The sequence below is a fragment of the Actinacidiphila glaucinigra genome, from assembly GCF_900188405.1.
GTDB classification, from domain to species: Bacteria; Actinomycetota; Actinomycetes; order Streptomycetales; family Streptomycetaceae; genus Actinacidiphila; species Actinacidiphila glaucinigra.
The window spans coordinates 108,478-122,152 of record NZ_FZOF01000024.1 but is presented as its reverse complement, the minus strand read 5'-3'; the positions used below and the strand labels follow the sequence as shown (position 1 = coordinate 122,152).

General features: G+C 70.8%; 19 protein-coding genes. 15 read left to right on the top strand and 4 right to left on the bottom strand.

What is annotated here, in order from left to right:
* The first annotated feature begins 119 nt into the window (after positions 1–119).
* The 3 genes from CHF15_RS33575 to CHF15_RS33565 all read left to right on the top strand — a co-directional run bounded on the left by CHF15_RS33575 (position 120) and on the right by CHF15_RS33565 (position 1,645).
* Positions 120–965: a sulfurtransferase gene (locus tag CHF15_RS33575; protein WP_089227686.1), complete on the top strand. Its 846-nt coding sequence runs from the start codon at positions 120–122 to the stop codon at positions 963–965.
* Positions 966–999: 34 nt separating this feature from the next.
* Entirely contained in the window at positions 1,000–1,290 is a 291-nt protein-coding gene (locus CHF15_RS33570; RefSeq protein WP_089227685.1) for a DUF1416 domain-containing protein, read from the top strand.
* Positions 1,291–1,411: 121 nt separating this feature from the next.
* Complete coding sequence (locus CHF15_RS33565) at positions 1,412–1,645, top strand: hypothetical protein (RefSeq protein ID WP_018559649.1); 234 nt, start codon at positions 1,412–1,414, stop codon at positions 1,643–1,645.
* 40 nt (positions 1,646–1,685) lie between these two features.
* On the opposite strand, the gene CHF15_RS33560 is transcribed toward CHF15_RS33565, so the two are convergent.
* Positions 1,686–2,048, bottom strand: a complete 363-nt coding sequence (locus CHF15_RS33560; RefSeq protein WP_089227684.1) for a DsrE family protein — start codon at positions 2,046–2,048, stop codon at positions 1,686–1,688.
* Between the two features lie 128 nt (positions 2,049–2,176).
* Here CHF15_RS33560 and CHF15_RS33555 point away from each other — a divergent pair, with 128 nt between their 5' ends.
* The 7 genes from CHF15_RS33555 (at position 2,177) to ygfZ (ending at position 8,091) form a co-directional block, all read left to right on the top strand.
* The gene (locus CHF15_RS33555; RefSeq protein ID WP_143681701.1) at positions 2,177–2,926 is read left to right on the top strand and encodes a hypothetical protein; all 750 of its coding nucleotides are present in this window, start codon (positions 2,177–2,179) and stop codon (positions 2,924–2,926) included.
* Positions 2,927–2,999: 73 nt separating this feature from the next.
* A complete protein-coding gene (locus CHF15_RS33550; protein WP_143681700.1) occupies positions 3,000–3,788 on the top strand; it encodes a hypothetical protein in 789 nt (262 codons plus the stop codon).
* A gap of 74 nt (positions 3,789–3,862) precedes the next feature.
* A complete protein-coding gene (locus tag CHF15_RS33545) occupies positions 3,863–4,711 on the top strand; it encodes a hypothetical protein (RefSeq protein ID WP_143681699.1) in 849 nt (282 codons plus the stop codon).
* Positions 4,708–5,724, top strand: a complete 1,017-nt coding sequence (locus tag CHF15_RS33540) for a hypothetical protein (RefSeq protein ID WP_089227680.1) — start codon at positions 4,708–4,710, stop codon at positions 5,722–5,724. The genes CHF15_RS33545 and CHF15_RS33540 overlap by 4 nt, the downstream gene beginning before the upstream one ends.
* 255 nt (positions 5,725–5,979) lie before the next feature.
* On the top strand, positions 5,980–6,543 hold the full coding sequence (locus CHF15_RS33530; RefSeq protein WP_089227679.1) for a heme-binding beta-barrel domain-containing protein: 564 nt from the start codon (positions 5,980–5,982) through the stop codon (positions 6,541–6,543).
* Positions 6,544–6,647: 104 nt separating this feature from the next.
* Positions 6,648–7,100: a Fur family transcriptional regulator gene (locus CHF15_RS33525; protein WP_089227678.1), complete on the top strand. Its 453-nt coding sequence runs from the start codon at positions 6,648–6,650 to the stop codon at positions 7,098–7,100.
* 10 nt (positions 7,101–7,110) lie between these two features.
* Positions 7,111–8,091 carry a CAF17-like 4Fe-4S cluster assembly/insertion protein YgfZ gene (ygfZ, locus tag CHF15_RS33520; protein ID WP_089227717.1) on the top strand — a complete coding sequence of 327 codons (981 nt, stop codon included), beginning with the start codon at positions 7,111–7,113 and terminating at the stop codon, positions 8,089–8,091.
* A 5-nt stretch (positions 8,092–8,096) separates the two neighbouring features.
* Here ygfZ and dtd read toward each other — a convergent pair whose 3' ends face one another.
* Complete coding sequence (gene dtd, locus CHF15_RS33515) at positions 8,097–8,522, bottom strand: D-aminoacyl-tRNA deacylase (protein WP_089227677.1); 426 nt, start codon at positions 8,520–8,522, stop codon at positions 8,097–8,099.
* A 213-nt stretch (positions 8,523–8,735) separates the two neighbouring features.
* Here dtd and CHF15_RS33510 point away from each other — a divergent pair, with 213 nt between their 5' ends.
* Entirely contained in the window at positions 8,736–9,266 is a 531-nt protein-coding gene (locus CHF15_RS33510; protein WP_037731813.1) for an RsiG family protein, read from the top strand.
* 58 nt (positions 9,267–9,324) lie between these two features.
* Positions 9,325–10,566, top strand: a complete 1,242-nt coding sequence (locus CHF15_RS33505) for a GNAT family N-acetyltransferase (RefSeq protein ID WP_089227676.1) — start codon at positions 9,325–9,327, stop codon at positions 10,564–10,566.
* A 6-nt stretch (positions 10,567–10,572) separates the two neighbouring features.
* Here the strand turns inward: CHF15_RS33505 and CHF15_RS33500 are convergent, their stop codons facing one another.
* A complete protein-coding gene (locus CHF15_RS33500) occupies positions 10,573–10,752 on the bottom strand; it encodes a hypothetical protein (RefSeq protein WP_089227675.1) in 180 nt (59 codons plus the stop codon).
* A gap of 58 nt (positions 10,753–10,810) precedes the next feature.
* The gene (locus CHF15_RS45195) at positions 10,811–10,978 is read right to left on the bottom strand and encodes a hypothetical protein (RefSeq protein ID WP_179280085.1); all 168 of its coding nucleotides are present in this window, start codon (positions 10,976–10,978) and stop codon (positions 10,811–10,813) included.
* Positions 10,979–11,314: 336 nt separating this feature from the next.
* On the opposite strand from CHF15_RS45195, the gene CHF15_RS33495 reads away from it, so the two are divergent.
* The 3 genes from CHF15_RS33495 (at position 11,315) to CHF15_RS33485 (ending at position 13,675) form a co-directional block, all read left to right on the top strand.
* Positions 11,315–12,172, top strand: a complete 858-nt coding sequence (locus tag CHF15_RS33495) for a winged helix-turn-helix domain-containing protein (RefSeq protein ID WP_179280084.1) — start codon at positions 11,315–11,317, stop codon at positions 12,170–12,172.
* Positions 12,145–12,837, top strand: a complete 693-nt coding sequence (locus CHF15_RS33490) for an HAD family hydrolase (protein WP_179280083.1) — start codon at positions 12,145–12,147, stop codon at positions 12,835–12,837. The genes CHF15_RS33495 and CHF15_RS33490 overlap by 28 nt, the downstream gene beginning before the upstream one ends.
* A 67-nt stretch (positions 12,838–12,904) precedes the next feature.
* The gene (locus CHF15_RS33485) at positions 12,905–13,675 is read left to right on the top strand and encodes an HAD family hydrolase (protein ID WP_179280082.1); all 771 of its coding nucleotides are present in this window, start codon (positions 12,905–12,907) and stop codon (positions 13,673–13,675) included.

Below are 13,675 nucleotides of genomic sequence, written 5' to 3'. Positions count from 1 at the left end.
GCACGCCGCCCCGTCCTTCCCCGCGCAAACGCCGTGACGCGCCCGTGCAGCGCAGCCCGGCACCCGTGCGCACCCGTCCGTGCGCCGAGACATCCGCAACTGCCCCGGAGGAGACAGCAATGAGCCGCAGTGACGTCCTGGTGGACGCCGACTGGGTCCAGGCCCGGATCGACGACCCGAAGGTGGTCATCGTCGAGGTCGACGAGGACACGTCGGCGTACGACAAGAACCACATCAAGAACGCCGTCCGGATCGACTGGAAGCAGGACCTCCAGGACCCGGTGCGCCGTGACTTCGTCGACCAGGCCGGCTTCGAGAAGCTCCTGTCGGAGAAGGGCATCGGCAACGACGACACCGTCGTCCTCTACGGCGGCAACAACAACTGGTTCGCGTCCTACGCGTACTGGTACTTCAAGCTCTACGGCCACCAGGACGTCAAGCTCCTCGACGGCGGCCGCAAGAAGTGGGAGCTGGACTCCCGCGACCTGGTCGACGGCTCCGAGGTCCCCGCCCGCCCGGCCACCGAGTACAAGGCCAAGGCCCAGGACGTCTCGATCCGCGCCTTCCGCGACGACGTGGTCGCCGCCATCGGCAGCCTGAACCTGGTCGACGTGCGCTCGCCCGACGAGTTCTCCGGCAAGCTGCTCGCCCCGGCCCACCTCCCGCAGGAGCAGTCCCAGCGCCCGGGCCACATCCCGACCGCCCGGAACATCCCGTGGTCGAAGTCGGCCAACGACGACGGCACCTTCAAGTCGGACGACGAGCTGAAGGAGCTGTACGAGGGCGAGGGCGTGGACCTGGCCAAGGACACCATCGCCTACTGCCGCATCGGCGAGCGCTCCGCGCACAGCTGGTTCGTGCTGCACGAGCTGCTCGGCCAGCCCAACGTCAAGAACTACGACGGTTCCTGGACCGAGTACGGCTCCCTCGTCGGCGTGCCGATCGAGCTCGGCGCAGCCAAGTAAGCCCCCGAGACCCCGACCCGGAGGAATCAGCACCATGTGTGGAGCGAAGGCAGGCGGCCCGGACCTGGCCGGCATCGACGTGGCGACCGAGACGATCATCCAGGGTTCCGTGACCCGCGACGGCGAGCCGGTGACCGGCTACGTCCGGCTGCTGGACGGCGGCGGCGAGTTCACGGCCGAGGTCCCGACCTCGGCGACCGGCCAGTTCCGCTTCTTCGCGGCCCCCGGCACGTGGACGCTGCGCGCCCTCGTGCCCGGCGCCACGGTGGACCGTGCCGTCGTCGCACAGCGGGGCGACCTCACCGAGGTCGCCATCGCCGTCTGACCCGACGGCCGCCCGAACGCGAAGGGCCGCATTTCCACCGGGCCACCGAGTGGGAGTGCGGCCCTTCGGGTCGTACGGTGGAAGGGTGTCCACGAGGCGTCGTCGTCGCTGGTATTACGCCATGATGGGCAGTTGCGTTCTGCTCTTCGTCCTGGCGTGGAGTCTCGTGCGCCTGTGGTCGGTGCCGGTGGCCGTCGGGATGTGCGTGGTGGCCATGGTCATCCCGCCGATCGCCGCCGTCGTGGCCAACCGCAGGGGCCCGGACGAGCGCTGGTGGGACGAGACCGGCGACCCGACCTCCGACGAGTGGTGGCGCGAGCTGGACCGCCGCGACGACCACCGCGACCAGCACTGACGCCCGGGGAGACACGTCCGTGTCCCCCCGGCGGCGGCTCTCAGTAGACGAGGGCCTGCGTGCCGTCGGCCATGGCCTCGCTGACGAAGACCTGCGCACCGGCGATCCGGACACCCTCCAGGACGTCCTTCTCCGTGATGTCCCGGCGCGCCGCGCACTGCGTGCACAGCGTGATCCGCCCGCCCGCCAGGATCCCCTCGATCAGGTCGGGCAGCGGCGCGGCGTGCGGCAGATCGAACTCCGCGGCCCGTCCCGGCAGGGCGAACCAGGAGGACTCACCGGTCAGCCAGAGCGACACCTCCACGCCGCTGGCGACGGCCACCGCCGCCACGGTGAACGCCTGGGAGCAGCGTTCGGGGGCGTCCGCACCTGCGGTCACCTTGATCACGAGCTTCTTCGCCATGCCCTATACCCTAAGGTGGCCCGTCTCACGGGAAAAACATTGAGAGCGTTTACCGACGCTCGGCATAATGCGTTCGCCGCGTGGGCGCGATCAGCGCGCCGGCCGCGGATTTCTGCCCGGGGGGGCTTGTGGAAGCGCGTACCGATTCGCGTACCGGCGTCGTGATCGCCACGATCGTCGGACTTGTTGTGCTCGCGACATTGACCGCGGGGGCCGTCGTGGCGTTCGGCTCCTCGTCCTCGTCGCCGTCCGCGTCCGCGCTCCCCGGCGGGGCCGCGCCGAGCAGCCGGGATCCGGAGACGGCCGACCCCGCGACGCCGTCGCCGACCGCGTCCCCGAGCACCGGCCCGACGTCGACGCCCTCGCCCACCCGCACCCTCAAGGGCACCGTGGACGACGGCAGGCACCGCGGCGACCTGCGCTACTTCCTGCTCGCCCCGCCGGCGGACGCCGAGATCTACGGGGACGAGGAGGGCACGGAGCTCTCCCGCTCCGAGGTCGCGGACTCCGCCGACGTGAAGCAGGCCCTGGCCACCCACGGTTTCAAGGCGGCGGCCCAGCGGACCTATCTCACCGGCGACGGCGACTACGAGGTCTCCGCGCAGCTCGTCCGCTTCGCGAACGAGGGCTCCGCGACCGCCTACTACAACGCCTTCTACTACCAGGGCACCCGGATCACGCTGCCCTCGTCGGGCAGCCCCGCCAAGGCCTACCGGCTGTCGTCCTCCTCCGCGGAGAGCACCGGTTCGGTGATCGTCCTGTCGCACCAGGGCGACGTGCACATCACCCTCTCCGTCACCGGGGCGAAGACCCCCGGCAAGGACCTGCTCGCCCGGCTCCTCGACAAGCAGTACCGGCGTCTGAAGACCGGCCGCTGAGCCGCACACCGAACGTACGGACCGGCCCGCGCGCCGTCCGCACCCACCCACGAACACCCCAGTGGAGAACCCCTTGTCCGAGGACACCCCCGTCCCGGAACAGGACACCCCTGTTCCGGACGGGCCCCCCGTCCGCCCGCCGCGCAAACGCGGCCGGACCACCCTGCTGATCGCCTGCGCGGCGGTCCTCGGCGTCCTGGCGGGCGCCGGCGCCGGCTACCAGATCCAGTACGACCGCCCCGAGACCCCGCTCCCCCCGCTGGCCCAGCACAAGCTCGTGCAGCCCAAGGGCGCCGCCCCCGCGGCGAAGCCGCTGACGGCCGCCGAGGACACGCTGGTCACCTCCGACGGGGACCTGCGCAAGCTGCTGCTCAAGCGGCCGAAGGGCGCCAAGGACTGGACCGTCCCGTACGGCGAGGACGGCTGGGTCTCGCTCTACGACTACGCCGACACCTTCAAGGACCCGGGCTGGATCTTCGGGGACCTCCTGAACGGCGACTTCAGGCGGCTGGCCGCGGCAACGTGGAAGACCGGTTCGGGATCCTCCACGACCACGACCGAGATCCGCCTCGTGCAGTTCCGCGACGAGTACATGGCGGTCACACCCCTGGAGCTGGAGGGGCAGCAGGAGTACATGCCGACCAAGAAGTACGCGGGCTATGCGGGCTCCGCCATCCCGGGCACGCGCGACGGCAGGGTCTGGGTCTACTCCGAGGAGAAGGCCGGCTACCTGCCGGTCCACATGGCACGCGCCCTGGCCCGCAAGGGCAACGTCATGATCGACATCTGGATGTCCTCGGGGCGGCCGATCAGCGAGTCCACGATCAAGGCTGTGGCCAAGCGGCAGTGGGAGCGCATGTGAACGACGAGACGATCTCTCCCGCCGTGACCGAACCGACGCCGGCGGAGCCTCGGACGGAGACGGCAGGCGAGACGGTGAGCGAGACGCCGGCGGAGACGGCGAGCGGGACGGTGCCCGGACCCGGGACCGTCGACGGGCCGGCGAACGCCCCCGCCCCGACCGGGGAGGAGAACGCCCCGGCGCCCCGCAGGAGCCGTCGCGGCGTCGCCCTGGGGGTGGCCGCCGCACTGGTCGCCGTCGTCGCGGGCGGCGGCATCGGCTTCGCCGTCCTCCAGCACCAGAAGGACGACGGGAAGAAGGCGAGCGCGCAGACCTGGAAGGCCCCCGAGCCGAAGAAGACGGGCGAGTACGGCACCCAGTCCGGCGGCAGCCACTACGGCGCGCTCGGAAAGCTGCTGCTCCCGGTGCCCGACGGCTACTCCCTGGGGCCGGACATCGCCGAGTTCGGCAACGACGCCGAGCTCTCGGCCGAGCGGGCCGAGGAACTGATGCGCGGCGACCTGGGCGGCGTGCCCAAGAAGGAGCGCGACCTGGTGCGCAAGGCGGTCGCCGGGCTCCACATCCAGGGCATGGGCATGCGCACCTACCGCGAGGACGAGGCGAGGTTCTTCGTCGAGACCCAGATCGTCCAGATGAAGAACAAGCGCTCCGCGAAGGCCGGCACGGAGTTCTTCACCGCCTTCACCAAGGCCCTCGGCGTCTTCCGCAACGGCCCGAAGATCGCGGGCCACGACAAGGCGCGCTGCGTGCTGCCGCCGAAGGAGCCGGGCCAGAAGCTCGACAGCATGATGTGTCAGGCCACCGAGGGCGATCTGCTGATCCGCATGTCGGTGACCGGCACGTCGCCGTTGCGGAAGACCGAGGCGGCCGACCTGCTCAAGGAGCAGCTCGACCGCGTGCAGGACCCGGGAGAGGCCGCATGACCGAGCAGACCCAGAGCGACGACGTGAAGAAGATCCCGGCGCAGGCCGGCGCCCCGGCGGCGGAGACCCTCCCGGACGCCGGTCCCGCCGCCGCGCCTTCCGGGAACGACGCGTCCGAACCCGTGACCGCGGAGGCCGCGTCGACGTCGGACACCCCGGCGGAGCCCGCCGGGCCCGCCGTCGCGGAGCCCGTCGCGGAGTCGATGCCCGCCGAGGCCACCCCCGCCGAGGCCGTGACGCCCGTCCCGCGGAAGCGGCTGCGCGATCGGCGGGGCCTGCGCGCCGCCGCTCGCTGGACCGCCGCCGTCGTGGTGTTCGCGGTGCTCGGCGGTGCCGCGGCGTACGCCGTCACGCAGCCCGAGCGGACCGAGATCCCGGGCCTGGAGACCCCGGACGACGGGCGCTGGACGTACCCGGCGCTGAAGCTGCCCAAGCTGCCCGCCGGACAGCCCGGTGCCATGGACAGGGACAACCCGGCCGGCCGGCACCACGCCGACCTGCGGACGCTCCTGCCCCCCGTGCCCAGCGGCGCGAAGAGGGACACGTCGTTCCCGGACCGCGGCGGCTGGCTGCCGACGGCCGACTTCGTGGAGATCTACCCGGAGGGCGTCCGCAAGAAGTTCCGCGCGCTGCTGGAGGACAACACGCTCCGGCACGTCGCGGCACGTGCCTGGACCATGCCCGACGGCACCCGCACCGAGATCTACCTCGTCCAGTTCGCCACCAAGCCGTACACGACCCGGGTCAGGAACGAGCTGATCGTCCCCCCCGCCTTCGCGCAGGCGGCCCACCCGGGGACGGACACCGCGTGGAGCGACGACGACTCGGCCGTTCCCAAGGGGGAGATGGTCTCGCCGTACAACGAGGCCGCGCCGCGCGGCGCCACACATCTGCGCGCCGCGTACATCACCGCGGGGGACACCCTCGCCGTGGTCCACATGGAGAAGCGCGGGACCCAGTCGGCGGTCCCGTTCCACCAGACCGTGCTGCTCCAGGCGCAGCTGCTCGGCTGACCCGGGCCGCCGGCGGGACGAGGGCGGGACACCGGGTACGGGCGCGGCGCGCGGACCTCGCGCGGCCGCGCCCGTACCCGCCCACTAGACTCGTACTGGCCCCACCGGGCCGCCGACCGTCCGCGCCTGCCCGAGGAGCACGCTCGTGAGCCCCATCGAGTTCTTCTTCGACACCCTGCTCGTCCTGGTCTGCCTGGGCGTCATCGCGTTCTCCGCTCTGGCTGTGAAGAAGCTCTACCAGGGACAGCGCTGAACATGATCGAGATCCCCTCCGACCTGCATCCCGACCTCGTCCCCCTCGCCTTCCTCCTGGGCACCTGGGAGGGCGCGGGCGTCTTCGACTTCCCGGGCGCCGAGAAGTGCAACTTCGGGCAGGAAGTGATCTTCGGCCACGACGGTCGGCCGTTCCTGGAGTACACCTCCAAGACCTGGGTGCTGGACGCCGAGGGCAAGCCGGTGAAGCCGCTGGAGAGCGAGTCCGGCTTCTGGCGCATCGACAAGGACCGCAAGGTCGAGATCACCATGACCCGCGACGACGGCGTCATCGAGATCTGGTACGGCGAGCTCGCCGAGGCCAAGCCGCAGATCGACCTCGTCACCGACGCCGTGGCCCGGCTCGGCGACGCACCCCCGTACAGCGGCGGCAAGCGCCTGTACGGCTACGTCAAGAGCGACCTGATGTGGGTCGGCGAGAAGGCCACCCCCGAGGTGCCGCTCCGCCCCTACATGTCGGCGCACCTGAAGAAGGTCGTCAACCCCAGCGAGTGGGCGAAGGACCTCAAGGACCTCCCGGACGACGGCATCGCCTTCTTCCGCTGAGCCGTCCGCCCGGCCCGCCGCCGAGCGGGCCCGGCGGCCCCGTACGGCTGCCCGAGGGGGATCACGACTCCGTGATCCCCCTTTTCCCTGCCTAGACTGTCCTCGTGGTCACCACGGACTGGAAGAGCGATCTGAGGCAGCGCGGCTACCGGCTGACGCCGCAGCGGCAGCTTGTCCTGGAGGCGGTCGACACGCTGGAGCACGCCACTCCCGACGACATCCTGACCGAGGTGCGCAAGACCGCCTCCGGCGTCAACATCTCCACGGTCTACCGCACCCTGGAGCTCCTCGAGGAGCTGGGCCTGGTCAGCCACGCCCACCTCGGGCACGGCGCCCCCACGTACCACCTCGCGGACCGGCACCACCACATCCACCTGGTGTGCCGGGACTGCGAGTCGGTCATCGAGGCGGACGTGTCCGTCGCAGAGCCGCTGACCTCGCGGCTGCGCGAGGCGTACGGCTTCGAGACCGACATGAAGCACTTCGCGATCTTCGGTCGCTGCGCGGACTGCGCGGGGAAGCCCCGAACGCCTGAGGGTTCAAGTAACCGGACGTAGGGTGGTGGGCATGCAGCGCCAAACAACGACCAGTCCCCTGCTGTCGCTCCCCGGTGCCGTCCCCGCGGAAGGCCCCGACGAGGGGGTCGCCGCACACTACGGAGACCTCTTCCGCGAGCAGCGCGCACTGGCGGACGGCAAGGGATTCGTCGACCTCTCCCACCGGGGCGTCGTCGCCGTCACCGGCCAGGACCGCCTCGCGTGGCTCCACCTGCTGCTGACCCAGCACGTCAGCGACCTCCCGCCCGGCCGGGCCACCGAGGCGCTGATCCTCTCCGCGCACGGCCACATCGAGCACGCCCTCTACCTCGTCGACGACGGCGCGACCACCTGGATGCACGTCGAGCCCGGCACACAGGGCGAGCTCATCGCGTACCTGGAGAGCATGAAGTTCTTCTACCAGGTCGACGTCTCGGACCGGACCGGCGAGTACGCCGTCGTGCACCTGCCCGCGGGCAGCATCGCCGCCGTCCCCGCGGACTGGCCGGTGCGCGAGGTCCCCCACGGCCGCGACGTGTTCGTGCCGCGCGGCGAACTGGAGGACCTCGCGCGGCAGGTCGGCAGCCCCGTCGGCGTGCTCGCCCTGGAGGCGCTGCGGATCGAGGCGCACCGGCCGCGGGTCGGCCTGGAGACCGACCACCGCACCATTCCGCACGAGCTGGGCTGGCTGGACACCGCCGTCCACCTCGACAAGGGCTGCTACCGCGGCCAGGAGACCGTCGCCCGGGTGCACAACCTCGGCCGGCCGCCGCGCCGCCTGGTCTTCCTCCACCTCGACGGCAGCGAGGTCAAGCTGCCCGGCCACGGCACCCCCGTGCGGCTCGCCGCCGACGGGCCGGACGGCCGCCCGGTCGGCACCGTCACCTCCTCCGCCCGGCACTGGGAGCTGGGCCCGATCGCCCTCGCCGTGATCAAGCGCAACACGCCCGTGGACGCCGCGCTGCTGGCGGACGGGACGGCGGCGAGCCAGGAGACCGTCGTCGAACCGTAGCCGCCCTACATCTCCAGCACGACCGTGAACGGGCCGTCGTTCGTGAGCGAGACCTTCATCTCCGCTCCGAACCGGCCCGTCTCCACGTGCGCGCCCAGCGACCGCAGTTGCGCCACGACCTCGTCCACCAGCGGCTCGGCGACCGGGCCGGGCGCCGCCGCGTTCCAGGTGGGGCGGCGCCCCTTGCGGGCGTCACCGTAGAGGGTGAACTGGGAGATCACGAGCAGCGGCGCGGCGATGTCCGAGCAGGACCTCTCCCCGGGCAGGATGCGCAGCCCCCACAGCTTCCGGGCCAGTTGGGCCGCCTTCTCCTCCGTGTCGTCGTGCGTCACCCCCACCAGCACGCACAGGCCGGGACCGGCGATCTCCCCGACCGTCTCGCCGTCCACCACGACACTCGCTTCGCTCACCCGCTGGGCCACCGCACGCATGCCGACATTGTCCCGGCTCGGCGGGGGCGCGCGGCACCCGGGCCGTACGCCCGCTTGGACTCACGCACAACTGTCCGGAGCCGCCGTTCGGGTGCAGGTGCCTGCGCGACGCAGTTACTCGGTGGCACGATCGATATCTGCCCGACGTGGGGGACGAGGGGACGGACAGCGATGAAGCACAGCATCACGACCGGCACGGCGGAAGGCGATCGCATGCTCAAGGCACCGGGCCCGCGCTCCCCCCTCACCGCCGGCACCCCCCAGCCCGACTTCGCCGGCCTCACCCTCGAAGGGCTGCGCACCGCGCGCCGCGAGGCCCAGCTGGAGGAGGCCGACCTCTCCTATCTGCGGCGGCTCCTCCAGGGCCGGATCGACATCCTCCGGGCCGAACTCGCCCGGCGCACCGCCCCGGACGCCCCCGTGCTCGACCGGCTCTCCGAGATCCTCACGGACACCCCGTCCCGGCACCGCTCCTCCGCCCGCCACGTCACCCTGGGCACCCCGCACAGCGAGCGCTACCGGCAGCTCGCCGAGGAGATGCTCGCCGAGGTCCAGCTCTCCGACCTGGAGGCCCGCACCGACCAGGAACTCCACGACGCGATGGGCCGGCTGGTCCGCAACGAGCAGCAGGTCTCGCGCTGCCGGCAGTCCCTGCAGCGGACGGTCGACGGCTGCAGCACCGAGATCGCCCGCCGCTACCGCGAGGGCGAGGCACGGGTCGACGACCTGCTGGCGGGCGACTGACCGCGGCTCGGCGAAAACGGGATGCGCCCGGGGCTGAGCTCCGCCTACCGTGCGGGGCATGAGCCTTGAGGTCCGTACGATCGGCGACTACGACTTCCCCGGCTGGCTGCGCGCCGCGAAGGCCGGGTTTCACCGGCCCCCGTCGGTGACCGAGGAGGAGATCGGCCTCCGCCGCTCCCAGACGGACCTGGACCGCACCCAGGGCGCCTTCGACGAGGGCCGCTGCGTGGCCACGTTCCGCAGCATGCCCCGTGAACTCACCGTGCCAGGCGGCGCGGTGCTGCCCGCCTCGGCGATCACCAATGTCTCCGTCACCGCCACGCACCGCCGACGCGGCCTCGCCTCCCGCATGATGGCCGCGGAACTCGACGCCTCCGTGCGCCGAGGAGAGCCGGTCGCGATCCTCGTCGCCGCGGAGTACCGGATCTACGGCCGCTTCGGCTTCGGCCCCGCCGCCGGGGTCACCGAGTGGGAGGTCGACACCGCCCGCGCGGGCCGCCCCCAGGGGGCGCCGTCCGACAGCGGCCGCATCGACCTGGCGGACCCGTCCGAGGTCCTCAAGCTCGGACCCCTGCTCCACGACCGGGTGCGGCTGCGCCATCCCGGCGCGATCAACCGCACCGAGCGCAACTGGGAGTACGCCACCGGGACGGTGATCAACCCCTCCTTCCCCTGGAAGGAACCGACCTTCGTGCTCTACCGGGACGCCTCCGGACGCGTCGACGGCCTGGCCGCGTACACGGCCGAGGACACCTGGCACGGCATGTTCCCGAAGGTCCCGCTCACCGTGCGGGAGTTGATCGCCGCCACCCCCGAGGCCGAGCGCGCCCTGTGGCGCTACATGCTCGCCATGGACTGGGTCGCCACCGTGCGCACCGGCTTCCGCGGCCAGGACGACGTCCTGCCGCTGCTGCTGGACGACCCGCGCGCCGCCCACGTCCACTCCACCAGCGACTTCCTGTGGCTGCGGCTGCTCGACGTGCCGCGGGCGCTGGCGGCCCGTACGTACGCGGCCCCGGGCTCGGCCGTCCTCGACGTCGCCGACCCCGACGGGTACGCGGCCGGCCGCTTCCGCCTCGAAGCCGCCGCCGACGGCACCGCCACCGCCGAGGCGGCCCCCTCCGCCGCCCCGGACGTCTCCCTCACGGCCGCCGCCCTCGCCTCCCTCTACCTCGGCGACGAGTCCGCGGCCCGCCTGACCGTCACGGGCGGCGTCACGGAATCCCGCCCGGGCGGCGCGGCCCGCGTCGACGCGCTGTTCCGTACGGCGCGCAAGCCCTGGCCGATCGACACGTTCTAGCCGTCGCTACCGGTGCCCGTAGGACACCAGCACCAGGAGGACGAGTACCCCGCCGACGCACATCGCATAGCCGGAACGCGCCCTGAGCCCGGCGGCCACCAGCAGTACGCCCAGCCCCATCAACGGCCCGTACTGCCAGGCCAGGTACTGCTCCAGCAGCGCCGCCAGGACATGACTCCACAGCATGACCCACCCCCTTCCGAGGTGACCGACCGAAAGGCGCGGGTCCGCTGCCGCACCGGCCCTACTGGGCCAGCAGCAGCGCGATCACCGCGAGTCCGACGCACGTGAACGTCGTGTTGCGGGCCTTGTGGCCCACCGTGAACAGTCCGACGGCGAAGGCGCCGGCCGCGCCGTACCGCCACTGGACGAGCTGCTCGAACGCGAAGGCGCAGAGAGCGAGAGCGGGCATAGCGATTCACTCCTTCGAGGCGCGCGGGATCGTTCCCTCCGCGCGTAGAGCGCGGAGGGGGCAGATTTGACCCGTGGGTCGGCGGTGGGGCAGAAGCGGAAGCTTGATGCTGATGCGTGCGATGCGACATGGCGCTGCACTGTCACCCGCGGCCATCCCCGGCGCGTCGTCGGGACGGAGAGGCTGCGGCCCCCGGTGGCGCCAACTGGACCAACTTGACTGTCGGTCGGACCAGTTGACTGCACTCCTCTACGGTCATGTTGCCGCTGACTGCAGATCCCTAAACTCCATGCAGTCAACTCCACTTGCCTGGCGTGAAGCTGTAGTGTGGGTCACGTGAGCAACGACCGCACCGTCGGCGGGGCCAGGCGTGAATACGAGCGCGTGGCCGATGCGTTGCGCCACGAGATCGAGGGCGGGGCCATCGCGGCGGGCGATCAACTCCCCACCCACGCCGAGCTGGTGGACCGCTTCGACGTCTCCCGTGCCACCGTCCAGAAGGCGATCAAGGCGCTCGAGGGCAGAGGCTACGTGGAGTCGGCCCAGGGCAAGGGCGTCTTCGCCCGCGACTGGCGGAAGTCCGCCGACGCACACATCAACGGGAACGCCACGGCGACCGCCGAAGCGGGCAGCATTGAGCTGGACGACGCCATCGCGGAGGCTTTCGAGGCGGATCAGGTCACGATCGACGCGTACTGCCTGACCGCCGAGTCCCTCAACGCGGCCATCGTGCAGCAGGTCAAACGGATCATCCGCGGGGAGATCCGTCCGTCATCGATCCACCTGCGCCTGCTGCTGCCGCGTACGGATGTGCGGCTGGCCATTCCGCGCAACGTCGAGGACATCGACGACGAGCGCCCCATGCAGCGGCTCAGCAGCCTGTCCGCGATCCACATCCGGGCCCTGAGGAACCTGGAGAACCTGGTCGGCCAAGGCGCCGTTCCCGAAGTCAGGGTCGAAGTGCGACTCGTCCCGGTCACGCCACTGCACAAGCTCTATCTGATCAACGGTGACCTGGCCCTCGACGGCATGTACGTCGTCACGGACAACCTCATCAACGTCGACGACGCGACCATCAGAATCCATGACGTCCTGGGTGTCGGGGCCAAGCTTTACCCGCAGCCACGGGAACGTGTGGAACTCTCTCACGAGTGGTTCAACTCCCTGTGGACGAGGCTAGCCAAGCCCGCCTGACATCCGTCGGCATCGAGTGTGTCCTGCTGGACTTCGATGGTCCGATCTGCCGCCTCTTCGCGGGGCATCCCGCGTCTGTCGCCGCCTCACGGCTCAAGGCACGGCTCGGCGACTTGTCGTTGCTCCCGCCGGAACTGGCCGGCACGGATGATCCGCACGGGCTGCTGTGGGAGATCGCCACGGGGTCCGGCGGCAACGCGCGCGAGGTGAGTGCCGAACTGAACGCCCTCCTGGCGAAGGAGGAGGTCGTGGCGGCCGCATCCGCGACCGTCACACCTGGTACGGCAGACCTCGTGCGCGGCCTGCGGGCCCGGGGCCTGCACCTCGGGGTCGTCAGCAACAATGGGTGGGAGGCGATTCGCAACGTCCTTCTCGCCACGCATCTGCTGGAGTTGTTCGACGGGCCGATCGTCGGCCGCCCCGATGACGCCCGGCTCATGAAGCCCGATGGCTTCATGCTGCGAGAAGCAGTGAAACAGCTCGGCACGAAGCCCGAACGCTGCCTGTTCGTGGGGGATTCGTGGCGGGACGCCGAGGCCGCACGACAAGTCGGCGTCAATTTTGTCGGCTATGCGAAGAGTGCACGCAAGAGACGCGAGATGACTAAGGCAAATGCCAAGCGGGTTGTTTCGCGGATGCAGGACGTGATGGGTTTGTTGCCGTGAGTCGTCGATGCGGTGTTCGCGTCGCGGCCCTCTGGCCAAGGCCCCTGCGGGCGCTCAAACTCACTGGGTGACTTCTGATCGCGAGTGGCGGATGAAAAGCGACCTCCGGGCCCTGCTGGCCGACGTCGAGGGTGTGCTGTTCGACTTCGACGGTCCACTCTGCCATCTTTTTGCGCCGAAGGGAGCGGAGCGGGTCGCGGAGCAATTGCGCGAATTCATCGATCGCGAAAGGCTGCCGGCCGTACGTCCCGAAAAGGAGCACAGTCCCATAGACATCCTTCGCGAGGCTGCGCGCACGTGGCCGGACTTCGAGGCCGTCGCCCTCCTCGAAGGTGCACTCACGTCACTGGAGGAGGAGTGTGCCGAGGAGGCGGTGATGACGACCGGCGCGGCGGTGCTGGTGAAGGCCATCAAGATTGAGGGAATACCGGTCGCCATAACCACGAACAACTCCGAGAAGGCCGTTCGCGCCTGCCTGGCCAGGCACCGCTTGGATCCGTTGTTCGACCTGCATGTGTACGGCCGGCGGAACATGGCCGAGGGGCACCCGCTCCTGCTGAAGCCCGACCCCGCATGCATCGAGCGTGCTATCGGGGGACTTGGACTGGCCCACCCCGAGCGGTGCTTGATGATCGGCGATTCGCCCGCCGATGTGCAAGCCGCGAAGAGCGCGGACGTGCGCTTCCTCGGTTTCGAGAACCCCCATGTCGACGACAACCAGGAGTTGCGCAAGGGCTACCGCGGGACGATCGTTGAACACCTTGACGAGATCCGGGCGGCCTGGCTCGAAGTCCGTGGCCGATGCCGGACGCACTCGGCCAGCGGCGAGCCCCACTGA